The sequence below is a fragment of the Deinococcus rubellus genome (genome assembly GCF_025244745.1).
Lineage (GTDB): Bacteria > Deinococcota > Deinococci > Deinococcales > Deinococcaceae > Deinococcus > Deinococcus rubellus.
This window is the reverse complement of the sequence record NZ_CP104213.1, coordinates 1,702,292-1,721,090: the sequence shown is the minus strand read 5'-3', so window position 1 is coordinate 1,721,090 and position 18,799 is coordinate 1,702,292. Positions and strand designations below refer to the sequence as shown.

18 protein-coding genes, 1 other RNA gene and 1 pseudogene are annotated in these 18,799 nt (G+C 60.4%); 9 read left to right on the top strand and 11 right to left on the bottom strand.

Annotated features, from left to right (window positions below; all coding sequences use genetic code 11):
* Positions 1 to 29: 29 nt before the first annotated feature.
* The 3 genes from pyrH to rpsB form a co-directional block, all read right to left on the bottom strand.
* Positions 30 to 737 carry a UMP kinase gene (gene pyrH, locus N0D28_RS08935; protein ID WP_260559187.1) on the bottom strand — a complete coding sequence of 236 codons (708 nt, stop codon included), beginning with the start codon at positions 735 to 737 and terminating at the stop codon, positions 30 to 32.
* 171 nt (positions 738 to 908) lie between these two features.
* Positions 909 to 1,706, bottom strand: a complete 798-nt coding sequence (tsf, locus tag N0D28_RS08930; protein WP_260559186.1) for a translation elongation factor Ts — start codon at positions 1,704 to 1,706, stop codon at positions 909 to 911.
* A gap of 125 nt (positions 1,707 to 1,831) precedes the next feature.
* Positions 1,832 to 2,707, bottom strand: a complete 876-nt coding sequence (gene rpsB / locus N0D28_RS08925) for a 30S ribosomal protein S2 (RefSeq protein WP_260559185.1) — start codon at positions 2,705 to 2,707, stop codon at positions 1,832 to 1,834.
* Between the two features lie 312 nt (positions 2,708 to 3,019).
* Here rpsB and N0D28_RS08920 point away from each other — a divergent pair, with 312 nt between their 5' ends.
* Complete coding sequence (locus N0D28_RS08920; RefSeq protein ID WP_260559184.1) at positions 3,020 to 3,373, top strand: hypothetical protein; 354 nt, start codon at positions 3,020 to 3,022, stop codon at positions 3,371 to 3,373.
* Positions 3,374 to 3,389: 16 nt separating this feature from the next.
* Positions 3,390 to 4,166 carry a pseudouridine synthase gene (locus N0D28_RS08915; protein ID WP_260559183.1) on the top strand — a complete coding sequence of 259 codons (777 nt, stop codon included), beginning with the start codon at positions 3,390 to 3,392 and terminating at the stop codon, positions 4,164 to 4,166.
* An 18-nt stretch (positions 4,167 to 4,184) separates the two neighbouring features.
* Here N0D28_RS08915 and N0D28_RS08910 read toward each other — a convergent pair whose 3' ends face one another.
* Positions 4,185 to 4,523, bottom strand: a complete 339-nt coding sequence (locus tag N0D28_RS08910) for a hypothetical protein (protein ID WP_260559182.1) — start codon at positions 4,521 to 4,523, stop codon at positions 4,185 to 4,187.
* 70 nt (positions 4,524 to 4,593) lie between these two features.
* Here N0D28_RS08910 and rnpB point away from each other — a divergent pair.
* Both rnpB and map read left to right on the top strand, forming a co-directional pair.
* Positions 4,594 to 5,009: RNase P RNA component class A (gene rnpB / locus N0D28_RS08905), an RNA gene on the top strand.
* An 85-nt stretch (positions 5,010 to 5,094) separates the two neighbouring features.
* Positions 5,095 to 5,838 carry a type I methionyl aminopeptidase gene (gene map, locus N0D28_RS08900; protein ID WP_260559181.1) on the top strand — a complete coding sequence of 248 codons (744 nt, stop codon included), beginning with the start codon at positions 5,095 to 5,097 and terminating at the stop codon, positions 5,836 to 5,838.
* Position 5,839: 1 nt separating this feature from the next.
* Here map and pyrG read toward each other — a convergent pair whose 3' ends face one another.
* Complete coding sequence (gene pyrG / locus N0D28_RS08895; RefSeq protein ID WP_260559180.1) at positions 5,840 to 7,531, bottom strand: CTP synthase; 1,692 nt, start codon at positions 7,529 to 7,531, stop codon at positions 5,840 to 5,842.
* 538 nt (positions 7,532 to 8,069) lie between these two features.
* Here pyrG and N0D28_RS08890 point away from each other — a divergent pair.
* Both N0D28_RS08890 and N0D28_RS08885 read left to right on the top strand, forming a co-directional pair.
* Positions 8,070 to 9,155: pseudogene (locus N0D28_RS08890) on the top strand (transposase).
* A 299-nt stretch (positions 9,156 to 9,454) separates the two neighbouring features.
* A protein-coding gene (locus N0D28_RS08885) for an IS630 family transposase (protein WP_376777612.1) occupies positions 9,455 to 10,464 on the top strand; the annotation gives its coding sequence in 2 pieces (ribosomal slippage) (positions 9,455 to 9,929 and positions 9,929 to 10,464; 1,011 coding nt in all).
* Between the two features lie 3 nt (positions 10,465 to 10,467).
* On the opposite strand, the gene N0D28_RS08880 is transcribed toward N0D28_RS08885, so the two are convergent.
* Genes N0D28_RS08880 through N0D28_RS08865 form a run of 4 tightly spaced genes read right to left on the bottom strand, consistent with a single transcriptional unit; the run spans position 10,468 to position 13,866 of the window.
* On the bottom strand, positions 10,468 to 10,818 hold the full coding sequence (locus tag N0D28_RS08880; RefSeq protein ID WP_260559178.1) for a prepilin-type N-terminal cleavage/methylation domain-containing protein: 351 nt from the start codon (positions 10,816 to 10,818) through the stop codon (positions 10,468 to 10,470).
* Positions 10,815 to 11,216: a type IV pilus modification PilV family protein gene (locus N0D28_RS08875; RefSeq protein WP_260559177.1), complete on the bottom strand. Its 402-nt coding sequence runs from the start codon at positions 11,214 to 11,216 to the stop codon at positions 10,815 to 10,817. The genes N0D28_RS08880 and N0D28_RS08875 overlap by 4 nt, the downstream gene beginning before the upstream one ends.
* A complete protein-coding gene (locus tag N0D28_RS08870; RefSeq protein ID WP_260559176.1) occupies positions 11,213 to 11,665 on the bottom strand; it encodes a pilus assembly FimT family protein in 453 nt (150 codons plus the stop codon). The genes N0D28_RS08875 and N0D28_RS08870 overlap by 4 nt, the downstream gene beginning before the upstream one ends.
* Positions 11,662 to 13,866, bottom strand: coding sequence for a hypothetical protein (locus N0D28_RS08865; protein WP_260559175.1), 2,205 nt, complete (start codon positions 13,864 to 13,866; stop codon positions 11,662 to 11,664). Before N0D28_RS08865 ends, N0D28_RS08870 begins: the two co-directional genes overlap by 4 nt.
* A gap of 312 nt (positions 13,867 to 14,178) precedes the next feature.
* Between N0D28_RS08865 and N0D28_RS08860 the strand changes: the two genes are divergently transcribed.
* Complete coding sequence (locus N0D28_RS08860) at positions 14,179 to 14,970, top strand: hypothetical protein (RefSeq protein WP_260559174.1); 792 nt, start codon at positions 14,179 to 14,181, stop codon at positions 14,968 to 14,970.
* Positions 14,971 to 15,072: 102 nt separating this feature from the next.
* Positions 15,073 to 15,840: a TspO/MBR family protein gene (locus N0D28_RS08855; protein WP_260559173.1), complete on the top strand. Its 768-nt coding sequence runs from the start codon at positions 15,073 to 15,075 to the stop codon at positions 15,838 to 15,840.
* Positions 15,841 to 15,929: 89 nt separating this feature from the next.
* On the opposite strand, the gene holA is transcribed toward N0D28_RS08855, so the two are convergent.
* Both holA and N0D28_RS08845 read right to left on the bottom strand, forming a co-directional pair.
* The gene (holA, locus tag N0D28_RS08850) at positions 15,930 to 16,829 is read right to left on the bottom strand and encodes a DNA polymerase III subunit delta (RefSeq protein WP_260559172.1); all 900 of its coding nucleotides are present in this window, start codon (positions 16,827 to 16,829) and stop codon (positions 15,930 to 15,932) included.
* Entirely contained in the window at positions 16,826 to 17,647 is an 822-nt protein-coding gene (locus N0D28_RS08845; protein WP_260559171.1) for a serine/threonine-protein kinase, read from the bottom strand. The genes holA and N0D28_RS08845 overlap by 4 nt, the downstream gene beginning before the upstream one ends.
* Before the next feature lie 140 nt (positions 17,648 to 17,787).
* Here N0D28_RS08845 and hemB point away from each other — a divergent pair, with 140 nt between their 5' ends.
* Positions 17,788 to 18,777 carry a porphobilinogen synthase gene (gene hemB, locus N0D28_RS08840; RefSeq protein WP_260559170.1) on the top strand — a complete coding sequence of 330 codons (990 nt, stop codon included), beginning with the start codon at positions 17,788 to 17,790 and terminating at the stop codon, positions 18,775 to 18,777.
* Positions 18,778 to 18,799 lie beyond the last annotated feature (22 nt).

The window sequence follows — 18,799 nt, the reverse complement described above, 5'->3', positions numbered from 1 at the left end:
CGTGCCGGGCACAGTCTGCCCAGCTCCCGCTACGATGTGATCAGCGTGCCGACCCGCTCGCCCAGAAAGAGGCAGCGCAGGTTGCCTGCCTGAAAAATATCAAAGACGACCAGTGGCAAGCCCTTGTCCATACACAACGTGATGGCGGTGGCGTCCATCACGGCCAGGCGTTGCTCCACCACATCCATGTGGGTAAGCGAATCGTAGCGCACGGCGTCGGGGTTTTTCTGGGGGTCGGAGTCGTACACGCCGTCCACTTTGTTCTTGGCGTACAGCACCACTTCTGCGCCAACTTCCAGCGCGCGCAGGGTGGCGGTGGTGTCGGTGGTGAAGAAGGGCGCACCGTTGCCACCGCCGAAGATGACCACCCGGCCCTTTTCCAGGTGACGCATGGCCCGGCGGCGGATATACGGCTCGGCCACCGCCGCCATGTGAATGGCGCTCATGACGCGGGTGGGTTGTCCGGCGCGCTCCATCGAGTCTTGCAGCGCCATCGCATTCATGACGGTGCCGAGCATGCCGATGTAGTCGGCGGTGGCCGGATCCATGCTCTTACCGTTCTGCGCGCCGCGCCAGAAATTGCCGCCGCCGATGACGATACTCAGCTCCACGCCGCTGCCCTCCAGCGCCGAGACGATGTCGCGGGCGAGCTGATCAGTGGCCTCGGGCACGATGCCGAACCCCTGGTTCCCCGACAGAAATTCGCCGGACAGTTTGAGAAGAACCCGTTTGTACATACTTGACCTCACAGGAAAGCGGTAGGCAGGAAAGGTACAGTGCTGTGGGTTTCGTCCAAAAAGAAAGCCCAGCAGCGCCGGGCGACTGGGCAAAGAGAAACGTGGCCCGAACTTGTGGAGATAGAGGACGTCAAAAAAGAAGGCGACTTACGCCGCCCTCCTCAACTGCATTTACGCGCCGATCTCGAAGCGCACGAAGCGCTTGATGGCCGTATCGCCGAGGTACTTGCCCACCGTCAGGCTGTTGTCCTTGACGAATTTCTGCTCGGGCAGCACCCGCTCCTCGTAGAACTTGCCGATCTGTCCGCCCACAATCTTGGCGGCCAGGTCAGGGTTCTTGCCCTCGTTGATGGCCTTGTTGGTCAAAATCTCGCGCTCTTTCTCAATATCGTCGGCGTTGACCTCGTCGCGGCTGAGGTACTGGGGGCGCTCGGCGGCCACGTGCAGGGCCACGTCCTTGGCCTGCTGCTCGGCTCCGCCCGCAAGATCGACCAGCACGCCGATCTTGCCGTTGCTGTGCACGTACCCAGCCACGTTCTGGCCTTCCAAGTAGGCCACGCGGTTAAGCACCAGGTTCTCGCCGATGGTGCCCGCCGCCGCCGCAACAGCCGTCTCGACGGTGTCGCCACTCTCCAGCTTGAACTGCTTGAACTCGGTTAGATCGTTGGTCTTGGCCTTCAGCGCGGCCTGGGCCAGGCTTTCTACCAGCGCCTGAAAGTCAGCGTTGCGGGCCACGAAGTCGGTCTCGCTGTTGAGTTCGACCATCGCGGCGCTGTTGCCGTCAATGACAAAGCGGACCAGCCCCTCTTTGGCCTCGCGGTCCGACTTCTTGGCGGCCTTGACGATGCCGCGCTCGCGCAGCAGGGCCACCGCTTTGGTCTCGTCATTGCCCGCGTCGGCAAGTGCCTTTTTCACGTCCATCATGCCCGCGCCAGTCATCTCGCGCAGTTTTTTGATTGATTCCAGCATATCGTTACCTCTCCTGTATCTTGTTATGTTGTTTTGTTCTCAGAACACCAGCCAGCCAGAAAAATGCGGGGCCTGAACACTGAAGTTCAGGGCCGCCGCACGGTTAGCGCTTGAAGAGGGCGGCTTCAGCCCCGAATTTCGTTGTCCAGCGCCTGATCGGCACCCGAGGCGATCTGCTGGCCCTGGGTGTCGTTCTGGCTCATCGCGCCGCCGATCCCGCCCTGGGTGGTGAACATCGCCACGTCGTCGCTGACCGGCTCCTGGGCCGCCTCGATCTCGGCGTTGTCCTCGCCCACGCGCTCGCTGCTGACATCCTCGCCGCCGCCGCGCGCTTCCACGATCAGATCACCGATTCGGTGGGTGATCAGCTGAATGCTGCGGATGGCGTCGTCGTTGCCCGGCACGATGTAGTCGATCACGTCGGGGTCGGAGTCGGTGTCGGCCAGCGCAATAACCGGGATGCCCAGTTTGTTGGCTTCCTGCACGGCGATGACTTCCTTGGTGGGGTCGACCACGAACAGGGCGTCGGGCAGACGGGTCATCTTGCGGATGCCGCCAACGTAGCGCAGCAGGCGGTCGCGCTCGCTGCCGAGCTGGATGCGCTCGGCCTTGGGGCGATCACTGATGCGGCCCGACTCGAACAGCTCGTCGAGCTCGGCGAGGCGGTCAATCCGGGTGCGGATGGTGCGGAAGTTGGTCATCATGCCGCCGAGCCAGCGGCTGGTCACGTAGGGCATGCCCGAACGGCGGGCTTCCAGTTCTACGATTTCCTGGGCCTGCTTCTTGGTGCCGACGAACAAGATGGTGCCGCCGCGCTCCGAGAGGTCCTTGATGAAATCGAAGCTGCGGTCGATCTGCTTGAGGGTCTTTTGCAGGTCGATGATGAAAATACCGTTGCGTTCGGCAAAGATAAAGCGTTTGAACTTGGGGTTCCAGCGCTTGGTCTCGTGCCCGAAGTGCACGCCTGCTTCTAGAAGCTGCTTCATTCCGATATAGGACATCGTTTCTCCTGAGCGTTAGACAAGTGAAGTTTGCCGTCCATGCGCCGAGTTGGAACACTCAGTCGAAGACCGCGACGCTCGAGCGCGGCCTGCTGGGAACACGGGGGCACCCAAACGAAGAGCTTATCATGCGAGCAGGGTCGTGGAAAGAGGCACGCAGAAAGTTTGAGAGGCCGAGAGGCTCACGGCACGCCAGACGGCAAAGCTTGAGGGAAGGTGCTAGGCAGCGATATGGCCCACCGCAGTGCTCGTCGGCTCCGCCGCCCGACCTGAACACCTGTCGCACCCCGGCTCGCCCGCTACACTGCACGTATGCTTCGTGCCGCCTACTGGCTTTCTGCCGTCATCTATCTGCCGCTGGGGCTGATCCTGTACTTCTTTCCGAGCAGCCTCAGCCAACTGCTCAGTCTCAGTCCGCTGTGGCTGGCCCGTCTCAGCGGCGCGCTCCTCACCGCCTGGGGCGGGCTGATCATCGCTGCCGCATTCCGGCCCGACAGCGTGACCCGCTACGGCCTGGCGGCGGCCAATCTGCTGGCAGTGGCCACCCTGGTCCCGGCGGCGCTGCGCGGCACAGTGGGCGCAGCGTCCGGCGCAGTGCTGGTCATCTGCGGCGTGCTGGGCGTATCGGGCCTGCTGGCCATCGCTGGAGGAACCCACCGTGCCTGAAAATGTACCTGAACCCATGCCTGAGCCGGAAAACCAGGGCGGTGAGCGGCTGCAAAAGCGCCTGGCCCGCGCCGGAGTCGCCTCACGCCGCGCCGCCGAGGAACTGATCAAGGCGGGGCGCGTCACCGTCAACGGCCAGCTAGCGACCCTGGGCCAGAGCGTCACCGAGCGCGACGTGATCGAGGTGGACGAACTGGTGGTGGGCGCGAGCAGGGAACCGCACCGTACGTTTGCCATGTACAAGCGCCGGGGCGTCATCGTCACCACCCACGATGAGAAGGGCCGCCCCGCTGTGCTCGACCACATGCCGAGCGTTCCAGGGCTGCATCCGGTGGGGCGGCTCGACCGCGACTCCGAGGGGCTGCTGCTGCTGACGACCGACGGTGAACTGACCCTGCGCCTGACCCACCCGCGCTACGGCCACGATAAGGTCTACCGCGCCTGGATCGACGGCGGTATTCCCGACAACGACACGCTGGACGCGCTGGAAGACGGCATCGAGCTGGAAGACGGCTTCACGTCCCCGTCGCGGGTGGACCGGGCTGGGAAAGGCGTCTACGTGACGCTGCGCGAGGGCAAGAACCGTCAGGTGCGCCGGATGCTGGAAGCGGTGGGCCACCCGGTCACGCGGCTGGTGCGGGTGCGCCTGGGCGGATTGTGGCTCGAAGACCTGGTGCCCGGCGAGTGGCGCGAACTCGGCAGCCGCGACCTGTTCGATCTGGAAAACCCCGACAAGACCCCGGAAAATGTCTGGGCCCGCAAGGAACAACTGACGCGCGAGCGCTGGGGCTGAACAGCTCTCTGCACAAGCTCAGGACAGGGTATTGAACACGTAGAAGACCAGCAGGCTGAACATCACCACCCAGGCTCCCAGGCGAAGCTGGCGCGGCAGGAAGGTGCCACTGGTCACAGCTGAGAGCTGAAGGCCCGCCCCCAGCAGGCTCAGGCCGAACGGCAACAGGCCGGGACTCAGGCGGCTGAGGTGCCACAGGGCCAGAATGTAGATGATGCACACCACGAAGGTCACGCCCACAGCCAGCAGCACCAGGGCCGTCAAGCGGCGGGGAGCCGCGTCTGCCCGCGCCACGCCGCTCACCGAGATCAGCACGACCAGTTGCAGCAGCAACGCGGCGACGACTAGCAGGGGCATGGCTTCACGCTGCCCAGCTTAGCGGGTCGGAAGGGCGACCCGCTAAGCGGCCACGTGTATACTCCTGAGCGCGGGAAGGAACACGGTCGCGCCCTGATTTAACCCAGGGTGAGGAAAGTCCGGGCACCGCAGGGCAAGATGCCAGCTAACGGCTGGGCGGCGAGTGAACCGGCGTGCTTGAGAGAACGCACGCACAGGCGCGAAGCCGACGGACAGTGCCACAGAAACCAGACCGCCCGCCGCAAAAAGGCCGCTCTCACGGTGCGGCGGGTCAGGGTGAAACGGTGCGGTAAGAGCGCACCAGGCCCGGCAGAAATGTCAGGCGTTTGGTAAACCCCATCTGGTGCAAGACCCGACAGTGGAGGAGGGCGGCCCGCCCGTTGATTCCCAGGATGGTCGCTTCAGGAGCGCGGCGACGCGCCTCGCAGAGAGATGACCGTGATTCCGCAAGGAAGACAGAACCCGGCTTACTCCCTTCCCGCACCAGATGAACGCCGCCGCCCTGAGTGACTGGGCGGCGGCGTTCATCTGTGGCTGGGCTGACAGCTGATAACAGCAGCTACACTGCACCATGACTGTCAACAACGAGCGGGATCTGGAAGGGATGAAACGGGCGGGTCGGGTGGTTGCCCAGACACTCGCGGTACTCAAGGCCGCCATTGAACCGGGCATCACGCCCTCCGACCTTGATCTGCTGGCCGGGCAGGTGTTCGAGGCCCACGGCGCACTCTCGGCTCCAAGGCTGGAATACGCGGCACCTGTGAACGCATTTATCAGTGTGAACGACGATATTGTTCACGGCCTGCCAACCCATCGGCCCCTGGCGGCTGGGGACGTCGTCAAGATCGACGTGACGCCAAACGTTCAGGGTTACATCGCCGACGCGGCCATCACGGTGGCCATGCCGCCTGTCTCTCTGGTGGTTTCGCGGCTCCTGGCCTGCGGTGAGGCGGCTCTGGCGGAGGCCATCAAAGTTGCCCGGCTGGGCCGTCCCCTCAATGGGATTGGCCAGGCCATTGAATTGGAAGTCAGAAAACGCGGATTCACCTTGCTACGCGAGTTGCAGGGTCACGGCGTGGGCCGGGCCATTCATGAGCCGCCCAACGTCCCGAACTTTTTCCAGCCTGGCCTGAAACAACCTCTGCACGAAGGACTGGTCCTCGCGGTGGAACCGATGGTGTCCAGTGGCCGCGCCTGGCGTACCCGAACCAGACGTGACGGCTGGACGATCTGCACCACCGATGGCGGGCTGGCGGCCCACTTCGAGCACACCATCATGATCACGCGGGGTGCGCCCCTGATTCTCACCGCCTGACTCAGGGCTGCGGCAAGACTTCCTGAATCGGCACATTTTGGGGCGCTGCGGCCTGAGTCTGCTCCGCCTTGCCTGCCAGCACCGCCGCGATGAAGCCGGCGAACGGCGGGCTGGGGCGCATCGGGCGCGACTTGAATTCGGGATGGGCCTGTAAGCCCACGAAAAACGGGTGGCCGGGCAGTTCGATGCTCTCCACCAGTCCCGCGCCGCGCCCGGCCATGCCGGGGGTCACGCCGCTGATCACCAGGCCCGCTTCTTTCAGCCGCTCAACATACGCTGGATTGACCTCGTAGCGGTGGCGGTGGCGCTCCTGCACCTCGCCGCCCTGTGGGACGTTATAGAGACGCGCCAGCTTGGTTCCGGCCAGCAGATCCATCGGCCAGTCGCCCAGTCGCATGGTGCCGCCCAGGTCCGCCGTCTGAAGCTGCTCGGGCATCAGATCGATGACCTTATGCGGCGCGTAGGGGTCGAACTCGGTGGAGTTGGCCCCCGGCAACCCGGCCACGTTGCGGGCATATTCCAGCACCGCCACTTGCATGCCCAGGCAGATGCCCAGGTACGGCACGGCGTGGGTGCGGGCGTACTCGGCGGCCCGGATCTTACCCTCGATGCCGCGCACCCCGAAGCCTCCCGGCACCAGAATGCCGTCCACATCGCCGAGCTGGGCCTCGATCTCGGCGGCCTCCTCCAGCGACTCGGTGTTGACCCACTTGATGTTGACGCGGGCGTCGTTGGCGATCCCGGCGTGCAGCAGCGCCTCCATCATCGAGAGGTAGGCGTCGGGCATGGCGGTGTACTTGCCTGCCAGCGCGATGGTGACTTCCCGCGCGGGCGACTTGATAACCCGGACCGCATGTTGCCAGACGCCCAGGTTGGGATGAATATGTTCCAGATCGAGCAGCGTCTCGACGGCTTTGCCCAGCCCCTGCTCCTCCAGCGCCAGCGGCACCTCGTAGACGTGCGGCACATCGAACGACGAGAAGACCCGGTTGGGCTTGACGCTGGTAAATAGCGCGATCTTGCGGGTGATGTCTTCGGGCAGCTTGTCTTTGCTGCGCACCATCACGATGTCGGGGCTGATGCCCACCGAGCGCAGGGTCGCCACCGAGTGCTGGGTGGGCTTGGTCTTGAACTCGTTGGAGGTTCCCAGGTACGGCACCAGCGTCAGGTGCAGATAGAGGGTGTGCTCGTCGCCCACGTCGAAGCGGACCTGCCGGATGGCTTCCAGAAACGGCAGCGACTCGATGTCGCCTACCGTGCCGCCCACCTCGATCAGTACGATGTCGGCTCCGGCCCGCTCACCTGCTTCGGTGATGCGGCGCTTGATCTCGTCGGTGACGTGCGGAATAACCTGCACCGTCTGCGAGAGATAATCGCCAGCACGCTCCTTGCGAATGACTTCGAGGTAGACCTGCCCGGTGGTGATGTTGCTGCCCGGCGGCACGTCGAGGTCGAGAAAGCGCTCGTAGTTGCCCAGATCAAGGTCAGTCTCGGCTCCGGAAGCGGTCACGAATACCTCACCATGCTCGTATGGCCGCATGGTTCCGGCATCGATGTTGATATACGGATCGATCTTGACGGCGGTGACCTTGTAACCGCGCGCCCGCAGCAGCGCGCCGAGCGAGGCGGTGGCCACGCCCTTACCCAGACTGGAGACCACGCCGCCGGTCACAAAAATATATTTGGTCTGCATCGCTGTGTTCCTCCTGCCCCCGCCTGTTTCCCGGCTCCAAAAGAAAAACCGGGAGCGCAGAGGCTTCCGGGATTTCAGGGTAGCACAGGGGATGGTTCAGGGACAGGACGCGGCGCGTGGGCAGGCCCAATTACGAGGCGAGACAGTCGCACCTAAGACCTTATTGTTGGCAGCAGTCGCACGAATTGACGGGGAAGTTGAACCAGTGATGCGCTGCATCTCGAATGAAAAATTCACGGTGCCATCAGGTCGAGCAACAGCACCCGCCGCTATCGCCGCAGCCGTTGGCCCTGTGGGCCGTGTAATGGAAAATTTCAGACTACCAGGTTTAATATAGTCTACGAGAATCGCTCCAGATCTACCAGTGTAATACGGAGAAGACGGCACATTAAGAATACGATTTATGCCGTTTTCAGGAACATAATTCGGAAACCAGGCCGTTATTCCATCATAGAGATTCGCACCTCAGCAGCTGACACTTCGGTGAAAATGGCGTCTAGGACGCAAAACAGCAGCATGCAGGGCGGTATCTCGGTCTGTGACAATCCGAACGACCGCCCTGCTTCATGCTGACACGCTCACTGCTTATCTCAAACTCAAGCTCCCCCACCGTCGAATCGACGCGCTCCGCAGAGTGTCCGAAGTGCTGTTCGGCATCATTCAGGCCGAGTCCACCGTTCACCGAAAGATCGCCCTGAACATCCCACGTGCCGGTTCACCAGAATCCAAAACCCGAACTGTGGCACGGGTATTTCATGACGCTCAGCTCACTCCACAGGACGTCTTGGACGTCCTGCTCCCCTTACTCCCCGCAGGGAAACTCACGTTCGTGATGGACCGGACAAATTGGCATTACGGAAAGACGCCGCTCAACATCCTGGTCCTCGGTGTCGCGCTGGGTGGAGTCGTGCTCCCTCTGATGTGGAAGGTGCTCCCTCATCAGGGCAATAGCCATACCGGCGCACGGATCCTCCTGGTCTCAAAATTGCTCCAAGTGCTTCCTGCGAAGCGGTGGGCGGTGCTTATCGCCGATCGCGAGTTCATCGGAGAGGATTGGTGCAGTTTCTTGCGCTGGAAGAAACTGCGGATGTGCCTACGGATCAAGGAGAATACCCGCATCGACGACGAGTGAGCCCGCGATCAGTTCGCAGGACTGAAACCGGGTGAGGTGCGCTCCCTGTATGAGCGGACCTGGGTGTACGGCGGGTGGATGAACGTGGTCGTCACCCTCTCTCCTACGGGAGAGAGGGTGATTGTCATCTCGGATTTACCCGTCTGGAACGTACTTCAGACCTACCGGAAGTGTTGGGGGATCGAGTGTTCATTCTCCGCGATGAAGACGCGAGGTCTGAATCTGGAAGCGACCCATATGACCGCACCGGACCGGATTTCCAGGCTGTTCGGACTGCTCTGCATCGTCCTGGCCTGGACCTTACGGATTGGAGAAGATGAGCAGGCCGCTGACCCGCCGAAAAGAGATAACCGGGGACGACTCCCTAAAAGTCAAGTCAGGATCGGCCTGAGGGTGCTGAGCGACGCAATTCGTTGGGGGATGGATGCGTTCTGGACACATCTTTTACTGCTCAAAACGCCTTTCCTCCCTCCCAGTGCAGGAAAATCTTGAAGTGTCAGCTGCTGAGGATTCGCACGATACTCCATCAGAACCCACTGGTTGTCATTTTGAGGATCGGTTTTAGGCTTTGAGCTGGCGAGCAAAGTGGAATCGTTTATCAGTGCCGAGCGCAATACTGGATAATAGGCGAAAAATCGGTAGCAGCCATCAGAATTTATTGAACTAGGATCAGCATTAGTGCAATTGGTTATTGTGTTGTCTGACGCATAATTTGGAGCGCGTGGAGGCAAAACCATCGCCAGGAAAACATTATTGATCTCAGCTGAAGTTGGAGATAGTAGGTTAGAGAGATGACCGACCGTTGGCTACCCTCGCACCTGACCCGAACTCAACTCGAAGAACGTCGGCTGCACTTCCTCGAACTCCTCGAGACTCAAGCGCACAGTACCCAGGAACTCGCTGAGTTCTTGGGCGTCAAGGCGAGTCCCATCAGCACGTGGAAACATCGCCTGCGGCACCAGGGTTCAGACGCGCTGCAGGCCACGGTGACCACGGGAAGAGCGCCAGCGCTCTGCGGGGAACAGCGGGAGACACTCAAGCGTCTCCTGTGCGAAGGCGCGCAGGTCCACGGCTTTCCTGACGCCAGTTGGAGCACCTTGCGGGTCAGAGACGTCATTGGTCGTCACTTCGATATCTGGCATCACCGCGATCACGTCCGCAGAATCCTGCACCAGTTGGGCTTTTCCCGCCAGAAGCCAGACAAACGCGCTCTGGAACAGAACCCGGAAGCTGTGGCGACCTGGATTCAGACCACCCTTCCCGAGATCAAAAAAAAGTAGCTGCCGGTGCGACCCTGGTGTTCCTGGATGAAGTGGGCTTCAGTCTCAAAGGCACGGTGAAGCAGACCTGGGCGCTGCGCGGCCAGACCCCCGTGGTCCTCGGGAAAGCGAGCTGGGATAAGGTCTCAACCATCGGTGCGGTGACCACTGCTGGCCAGTTTTTCCAACAGACTCAGCACGGGGCCTTCAAAGGCCCCGATGTTATTTGCTTCCTCCAGCACATCTTGACCCACGTCCCAGGAGAGGTCGTGGTGGTGCTGGACAACGCTGGCATCCATAAGTCGAAGGCCGTCACGGCCTTCGTCACAGGTGAATCTCGGTTGTCCCTGCAGTACCTCCCACCGTATGCTCCGGAACTCAATCCCATCGAGCTGGTGTGGGCGTACATGAAGCGGAACATCCTGGGGAACTTCTGTGCCCGCACCTTGCAGGAACTGAAGGCACGCCTCCGGGTTGGGTGGCAGCGCGTTCGGTATGTCCGACTCCCTGCTCGCCTCCTGCACAGCTATCTCCCATCTTGAACTTCAGCCGGGATCAATAGGAACAGTCGCCGTTGCTGATGCAACAGTCCACTGATATTGATTATTGCCATTGACTGTATTTTTGGCGGTTGTGCCAGTCGTAGTAAGGAGTAGATTGCTCGTGCCTGATCCCGTGGGCCACCACACGTAGAGTGCCTCTCCCAGTCTCCCAGTGATGATCTGTTGCGCTATCTGACCTTCCTTAATAATATCTGCGTTAAGATTAATACGGTTAGAATCACGTGCGGAAGAGCTGATGATCGCGCTGATAGCTACCAGAAGTGCTCCAGCAATAAAAATACTCATCAGAAGCTCAACTAAAGTGAAGCCTTGTTGACTCTTCATCTTCTTCATGGGCGTAAATCCAGCGTGAGGGTCATAGGGGAGCTGACACCTGGCATGCTCCTAGTAATAGATAAACGGCGCATGGGAGGATTAGCGAGCTGGTCACAACCGGCAGGGCTCATCGGTACATCAAGAACATTTAGATTAATACAGGTAACGTCACCAAGCTGAGCAGCAGTCAAAGGTGGGTTGTAGTCGTAATCTGCGGTCACTAAAGTCCTCACAGCCTCAAGCTGCCGCTGCGCCGCCGTAGTCACAGACAATGTTTGTTGTGAAGTAATGTTAACCTTATTAAATCCAATCAATGGGACGGCAACCGCAGTAATAACTAACCCCAGACATACTAAAGCAATTGGAGTTTCAATTAAAGTGAAGCCCGCTTGATAAACATTTTTCCGACCTCTCATTGACGAATCACCTTACCCGTCACACCGACCACATAAAAGGTTTGCGTATTTCCACCTGATTTGCTTACAGTTAAAGTGCGATTGGTGGCCGAAAGATCGCCGTATGGAGCACCATACACGAAACTTCCTGTAGTCGATCCACCAATTTGCAGAACTACGTTGTCAGGGATCGCGATACTCGTGACCACATCACCTGGCTGCACACCCGAAACCCTGAGATCGTATCCCTTTCCGCCGTTTATCAACGTAAAGCTTGAATCCTTGCTTGTCTTAAGGGACGCGCTTCTAACTCTCTCTAAGTCCAGAGCAATCTGAGAGGCTGCAGAACGAATCTGGTTAGATACCAGCTCTCCTTGCACGTTCACTATTATTACGACAAAGAGAATACCAATTACGAGAATAACAACGAGTAGTTCTATGAGGGTAAATCCATACGCCCACTTACTCATTGATTTTTTTCCTGTCTAAACTCATTCATAAGCGTGAAGTCAACATTTGTACTTTGCGTTCCATCAGGATTGGTCTTCCCAAGGGCTGGCTGCCAATTGGCAACTAACGTAGCACCTGTCGGGTCCACACCCGGCACACCAACGGAAGTTGTTGGAAAACCTGGCGGGCTATAATCTGTACCACGGGCGTCATAGTAATAGTTTTCACTCCAGCCACTTGAGCCATTTTTAACAATCGCATCTTCGTCTTTAATTACACCACCACGAACAACAAGTGTACCTTTATCTCTCCCGCTTCCAGTGCTACCAAAGTCATAGGGGTTCGACGCGGATGCATTGTAAGGAATAATATGTCCTCTACCGGCCATCACAAACCCATCAATCTCCAGATTCTTGGGGGCATTCGCGGAAGTTCCAGGGGCTGTATTCTGATTGATCGTCGTTGGGTTGTAAGCAAGTCGGACATCTCCAGCACTTGAATATAGTCCGAAGATGTTCTTGATATCATATTGGCCATTGGTCTTAGATGCACAGGCTCTAATTGACAGGCAGCGATTCTCGTATTTCACATCTCCTGTCAGTGTCGTGCTTCCCTGTGAGACGACAGTAATGCCAGCAAACTTGGCGATAGCTGCTCCTCCATTGGCACTGGCAGCAGCGGCAGTCAAGCGGGTTGGCCCACTCAAACTCCCGATATCACCGTCAGCGTAGATCATTCCGTTGAAGACATCCGGCTGAACTCCAATTGCAGCAGCTATCCAGCCAGTAGATGTCGCAGAGCTCTTAACCGCATTAACAAAAACATTAGAATTAGGAGAGGTTTCAATGAGCATCTTTTTGTCTTGAGCGTATCTAAGTCGAATAGGTAGGCTGAGGTTTCCACCATTCGGGACAATCTCAATATTTTGAAAAGTTGCTGGCGTTCCACCGCTTGCACTCAGCGAGATTTTTTGCGGATTTGCAACTAGCACACCAGCAGTACTCGCTAAGTCTCTCTGATTTCGACTATTGATCGGCATATTAATAAAATTGGCGTTAAAACTCGGAGTTGGATTTCCGTTTCCGGCTGCTACTTGTATGTATATAGATTTATCAGTTCCATTCGGGGTCTTTGTGGCTCCGTAAAGATTGTATGCACCCTGACTTCCACCTGATCCCATCTCACTGGCCATAATATAAGAGTCATTACCATTGACGACATCATTTACAAGTCCATTCACACGGGCACCACTTGGTGTATCTACTCTATTTCCCTGAGCGTCGATACTCTTTGCAATGGTTGAATAACCAGCAGATGTTAGAGCTCCATCGATGGAGATGCTCGATCCATTCTTTACTCCTGTAGTACCGTACACTCCACGAAAAGAGGGTATTGAATTGGTATGAAACGGACCACTGAAGTCGTTACCATATCCGTAGTAACCTGCGTGACTCCCCCATTGATTAACAAATTGGCCATAACTCGTGAAATTAGGATTTGTTGGGGGAACCCCAGGCACTTCGAACTTGAAGCTAAAGGCATGAACAGTCTCATTACCGCGCACAGTGATCCGGCGACTGGAATCTGAGGATTGACCAAGACTATCAACGCCAGAAACTCGGAAATACAGTGCATATGCATATTCGTCGGTCTGTAACAAGGTAAGAGGCCTTAGGCCAGCCTGCACTTGTGCACCATTGACAAGGGCCGCCCGATTTGCAGAGAACACTCTATCGAAAAACGCCTGGCGGTCAGCAACACTTGTCGCCGGAATACCCGCTTGGGTGTATGCCAATGCCGCAGTGCCATTGTTTGATATAAGTTGCGCGAAGAAGTTTGCTTGATTAACAGAAAATTGAGGAACATCGCAAACCTTAGCACTTTGAGGGATGGACACGCTTGTGCCAACAATAACCGTATTACTTGCATTTGCTTTGACGTACCCAGCAACCGGAACAGTCGCACCATTTTGACATAAACTGGCAATCCAACTCTTTAATGTGCCGTATGTCGTGCCTGCAGGCAGTGTGGAATTGGTCATAATGCGCTGCGATGCATCAAGCAAGCTTTTCGCATAGGCTATGCCCGATTCAGCAGAGTACTGAGCAGGCAACACTGCTTTTTGTTCACCTGTTGTGCGGCGCACTGAGAGTGAAAGATTCGCCGAAATAACCAGGAGCGCCGCCAACATCAGCATGGCCATCAGAACGATAACGATCAATCCTGCGCCCTCTTCACGCCGCCGACCAAAAGAGGGGTGATGGGGATGACCAGGGCTCTGGGGGGAATATGGAGGCCATACAGCCCTATCCAAATTCATCGGAGATTTAACACGCTTGTATACCATGATTGACTATTTCTCAAGAGGTGCTTGATCCGTAACCCCTGAATGGGGTGGGAAATCAGTCTCCACACTCCTGACGGCAGTAACCACAACGCTTCCCAATAGCGGCCTCATACCCCAGGCAGAACCTGGACTTAAGGTAGGACCATGGTTTCACCCCGTCGTTCTTCGCTAAAGTCGACTTCTCTGGTGTCCGCTCTCCCCCGCCCACTCGACTTCACCTACCCGTCCAACCGCTGGGCCGCCGCCGGGCTGGGGCTGGGACTGCTTGCAGCCAGAGCGCTGGGCCACTCCTGGCCTGCCAGTCTGCGCATCGGCCTGGGCACCTTCACCAGCTGGGCCATTGCCCGCGAACTCGACCCCGATTATTCGCAGACGGCGCTGGTTGCTATGCCGCTGGCGTTCGTGGCCTCGCTGGGGCGGCCCGCAGATGCGGCAAAGCAACCCGAAGGTCTGAGCAGCCTGCGTCACGCCCTGCCAGGCTTCGTGGCGCTCAGCAGCACACGCGCTCTGGTCGCCACGGTGGGGCCAGCGCCGAGTGCCCAGGACGCCGCCGCGCTGGGGGTGCAGGCCGCCGTCACGGCGCTCAGCAGCGGCAGCGTCACCAGCCTGCTGCCGGGCGCGGCACTGGCCTGGTCGAGTCAGGCCCGTGACCGCTTCAGCGCGCCGCCGCTCTCGGGCCTGGAGGTGTTGGCTGCCGGAGCAGTGCCTTCCGCTGGACGCAGCGCGGGCCATAGCACCCTGAGTGATCTGCTCAGCCTCGCAGCACTGGGCCTCAGTCGCCAGCTCGCAGCCCCCGAACGGATCGACAGTTCGTGCGATCTGGTACCCGATAAAGTCTCCGACGAGCGGGTGAGGGCAGCCCGGCTACTGAGCCTCGGCACGCTGGCACTGGGGCTGGTGCGGCGCGAAACACTCTCGCTGGCTCCACTCGCGGCGGCCTGCGTGAGTATCGGTGTGCGGCGCGCCCTTCGCCGTTGACTCCCACTGTTCCGGTTTGCTGAAGCTTTGCCCAAGAACTGAGTGGTCAGTTGGCAGCTTCTCCTGCACTCGGTTCGGCTCACTATCACCTACAGTGAATCCATGACAGGCATTCCCAGACAGATCACTTTGGTGCTGGCCACGCTGCTGACGCTGGTCATGAATTACCTCTCCAACGCCCTGCCGCTGTTCGGCAACAGCAACGGCCAGGTGTCGGACTCGCTTCCCAACGCCTTCACGCCTGCCGGGCTGACCTTTGCCATCTGGGGTGTGATTTTTCTGGGCCTGGCGGTGTTCGCCGTCTATCAGGCCCTGCCGGGGCAGCGCGGCGCACGCTACGACGCCCTGTTCTGGCCTTATCTGCTGGCCAACCTCCTCAACGTCGGCTGGCTGCTGGCTTTCCAGAGTCTGCATTTCGGACTGAGCGTGCTGATTATGCTGACATTGCTCGCGTCGCTGATCTGGCTCTACACGCGCCTCAGAAGCCTGGAGCTGAAGCGCAGCGAGACGCTCGTCCTGGGCCTGCCCACCAGCCTGTATCTGGGCTGGATCGCAGTGGCGACGATTGCCAACGTGACGGCCTGGCTGGTCAGCCTGGGCTACACGAGCGGCCTGCTGGGTCTGAGCGGCCCCATCTGGTCGGCGCTGCTGGTGGTCATCGCCTCGCTGATAGGAGCCTTCCTGCTGCGTGCCAACCGCGATCTGGCCGTCAGCGGCGTGATCCTGTGGGCTTACTACGGTGTCTACCTGGCCCGCCCGGACGCGACCATCGTGCTCAGCGGACTGATCGTCGGGGTGCTGATTCTGCTGGCCGCCGTCTTCGTGCGGAGCGGCAAGCCCGGCAGCGGGGCACGGCGGCTGACGGCCTGAGCTGACGGTCTTTCGGCAAAAGAAGATATAGAAAAGATCGAAGCGTCTAAAGCAAGCTGATTAGACGCTTCGATCTTTTCTATTCTCACTTACAAGCTGAGCTGCACCAGTAACCGCTCCAGGGCTGCCGGAACGTCCAGACCGCGTTTCATCGCCAGATCAGCATCGAGGATGTGGTTCAGGTGCGCCCTGATCTGGCGCTCGCTGAGCTGGCGGGCCACCTCCAGCGCTTTCTTGGCTGGGTAAGGCTTGACACCCAGACGCTGGGCCGCCTCGCTCTCGGAGACGCGCCCGCCGCCTTGCAGGAGGGCCACGCTGCGGGCCACCAGGCTGTATTGCCAGATCACCGCCCCCATCAGCTTGAACGGGTCTTCCCCACTGACCAGCAACTGCCGCAACTGCTTCAGAGCTTCGGCCGTGCGGCCCGCTGTGGCCGCGCCCAGCATGACGAACGAATCGCCCGGCGGCTCGCGGCCCACCACCCGCCGCAGCGTCTCACGGTCCAGCGGCCCGTCCACGAAGGCCAGCTTGTTGAGTTCGGCGCTGAGGCCCGCCAGATCGGCCCCGAACACCTCGGCCAGATACTGCGCGGCCTCACGCTCCAGCTTGAGCTTCATCTGTTTGGCCCGCGCCGTTGCCCAGCCTGCCACCTCGCCGGGCTTGACGGGCGCGGGCACCGCCTGATGCTGACCGTGCTGCTCGTAGTGCTTGACGCGGGTCGCCGCGCCCAGCAGATCGAGGACGACCACCAGCGCGCCGGGTGTGGCCAGGGCTGCCAGGAGCGCCTTGTCGGGCCGCACACCTTCCAGATCGACCAGTGCCGCCGATTCCCCGAAGAGACTGGGGGCCAGCAGGGTAGCGAGCGTCTCCGGCGTCACGTCCTCGCCGCTGACACGTGGCAGATCGCGCAGGTGCAGGCCGCGCCCGGCAAGCGCTTCACGGGCAGCCTCCTCGACCAGAAAGCGGTTGCCGGAAAACGCCAGAATCACGCCTGGGTATTCCTGACCGAGCGCTCGCCCATCAGGGCATGCTGCCAGGCTTCTCGCAACTGCTTGGCCATCTGCTCAGCACTCTGGGGGCGTTTGTCCGGGTCGCGCTGCAGGGCACTTTCCAGCAGCGGGTGCAAGGCCGCTGGGCCAGGCAGCGGCAGGCACTCGCTCGACAGTCCCACCAGCCAGCCGAGCGCGTCCGGGTGCGGCGGCTCACCGGCCAGGCAATCAAACAGCAGCCCTGCCACCGCGTAGAGGTCGCTGCGGGTGTCGCCGCGCACGCCGTTGAACTGCTCCGGGGCCATGAACTGCGGCGTGCCCATGCGGGTCCCAGCATGCAGACCGTCCGGCAGGGTCCGGTCACAGGCCATACCGAAATCGGTTACGCGCACGCTCTCTGCACAGGCACGTCCTCCCAGCAACATCACGTTTTCCGGCTTGAGGTCGTGGTGGGTAACGCCCTGGCGGTGAAAGGCGCAGGCAGCGCTCAGCACGCCCAGCGTGACGCTGACGGCCTCGGCAGCGCTCAGGCGGCGGGTGTCGAGCAGCTCGCGCAGACTGCACCCCTGGACGAACGGAAAGACCAGTTGATCCTGGGTGTGGGTCAGCAGCGGCACGAGGGCCGGATGCGACAGGCGGCGCACCACCCGGCCTTCATGGTGAAAGCGCAGCCGGAACTCGGCGTCGCCGCCGACCAGCGCCTTGACGAAGACGTCCTGGCCCCGCCAGCATCCGCGCTCCAGCCGCACGCCGCCGTGCGCCGAGAGCAGGGCGCAGTTGGAAAGCGTGATAGGCCGGGTGATGGGTGAACGGGTCATCTGTCAGAGTATAAAGACGAATGCTTCACAAGCCTGTCACTTCGTCACCTTCGTGAGCGCTTGACTAACCTCACTTGCTCCAAAGTGGCCAAGGTGGGCCGCGTCACGCCCCAGGCCGAGCACCGCGCTAGCCTGACGAAATGCAACGTCCCCGCCGCCTGCGCCGCACGCCCGCCCTGCGCGCCCTGACCCGCGAAATCCGTCTCTCCGCCGAGCAGTTCATTTTGCCGCTGTTTATCCATGAGGGCGTGGGCGACCAGGAGATTCGCACCATGCCGGGCGTGCTGCGCCACGATCTGCCGGGACTGCTGGCCAGAGTGCAGGAAGCGCATGACCTGGGCATCGGCAGCATCATCCTGTTCGGCATCCCCGACCACAAAGACCCGCACGGCTCAGAAGCCTACGCCGGGGGCGGCATTGTGCAAAAAGCCATAACAGAAATCAAAGCCAGGTTTCCCACACTCACGGTCATCGCCGATACCTGCCTGTGCGAGTACACCGATCACGGGCACTGCGGGCCGCTGATACCGGACGGCGCGGGCGGCTGGACAGTGGACAACGACGCCGCCCTGCCGCTGCTGGCCCAGACCGCCGTGTCGCAGGCCCGCGCTGGGGCCGATATCGTCGCGCCCAGCGCCATGATGGACGGCCAGGTGGGCGCGATCCGGGCCGCGCTCGACGCCGCAGGCTTTAGCGACGTGCCGGTGATGGCCTACGCCGTCAAGTACGCCAGCGGTTATTACGGCCCCTTCCGCGAGGCGGCGGGCAGCACCCCCAGCGTGGGGGACCGCGCCAGCTACCAGATGGACCCGGCAGGCGGCTACCGCGAGGCGCTGCGCGAGGCCCGGCTGGACGTGGCCGAGGGAGCCGATTACCTGATGGTCAAGCCCGCGCTGGCTTACCTGGACGTGATGCGGGTGGTCAAGGACGAATTCGAGTTGCCGATGGTGGCCTACAACGTCAGCGGCGAGTACGCGATGCTCAAGACGGCAGCACTCGCCGGGATGCTCGACGAGAAGCGCACGGTGCTCGAAACCCTGATCGCCTTCCGCCGCGCCGGAGCCGACGCCATCATGACCTACCACGCGCTCGACGCGGCACGCTGGCTGCGGGAAGACGCTGGGAAGTAGCGCGGAGCCGCCGGGCTGGAAG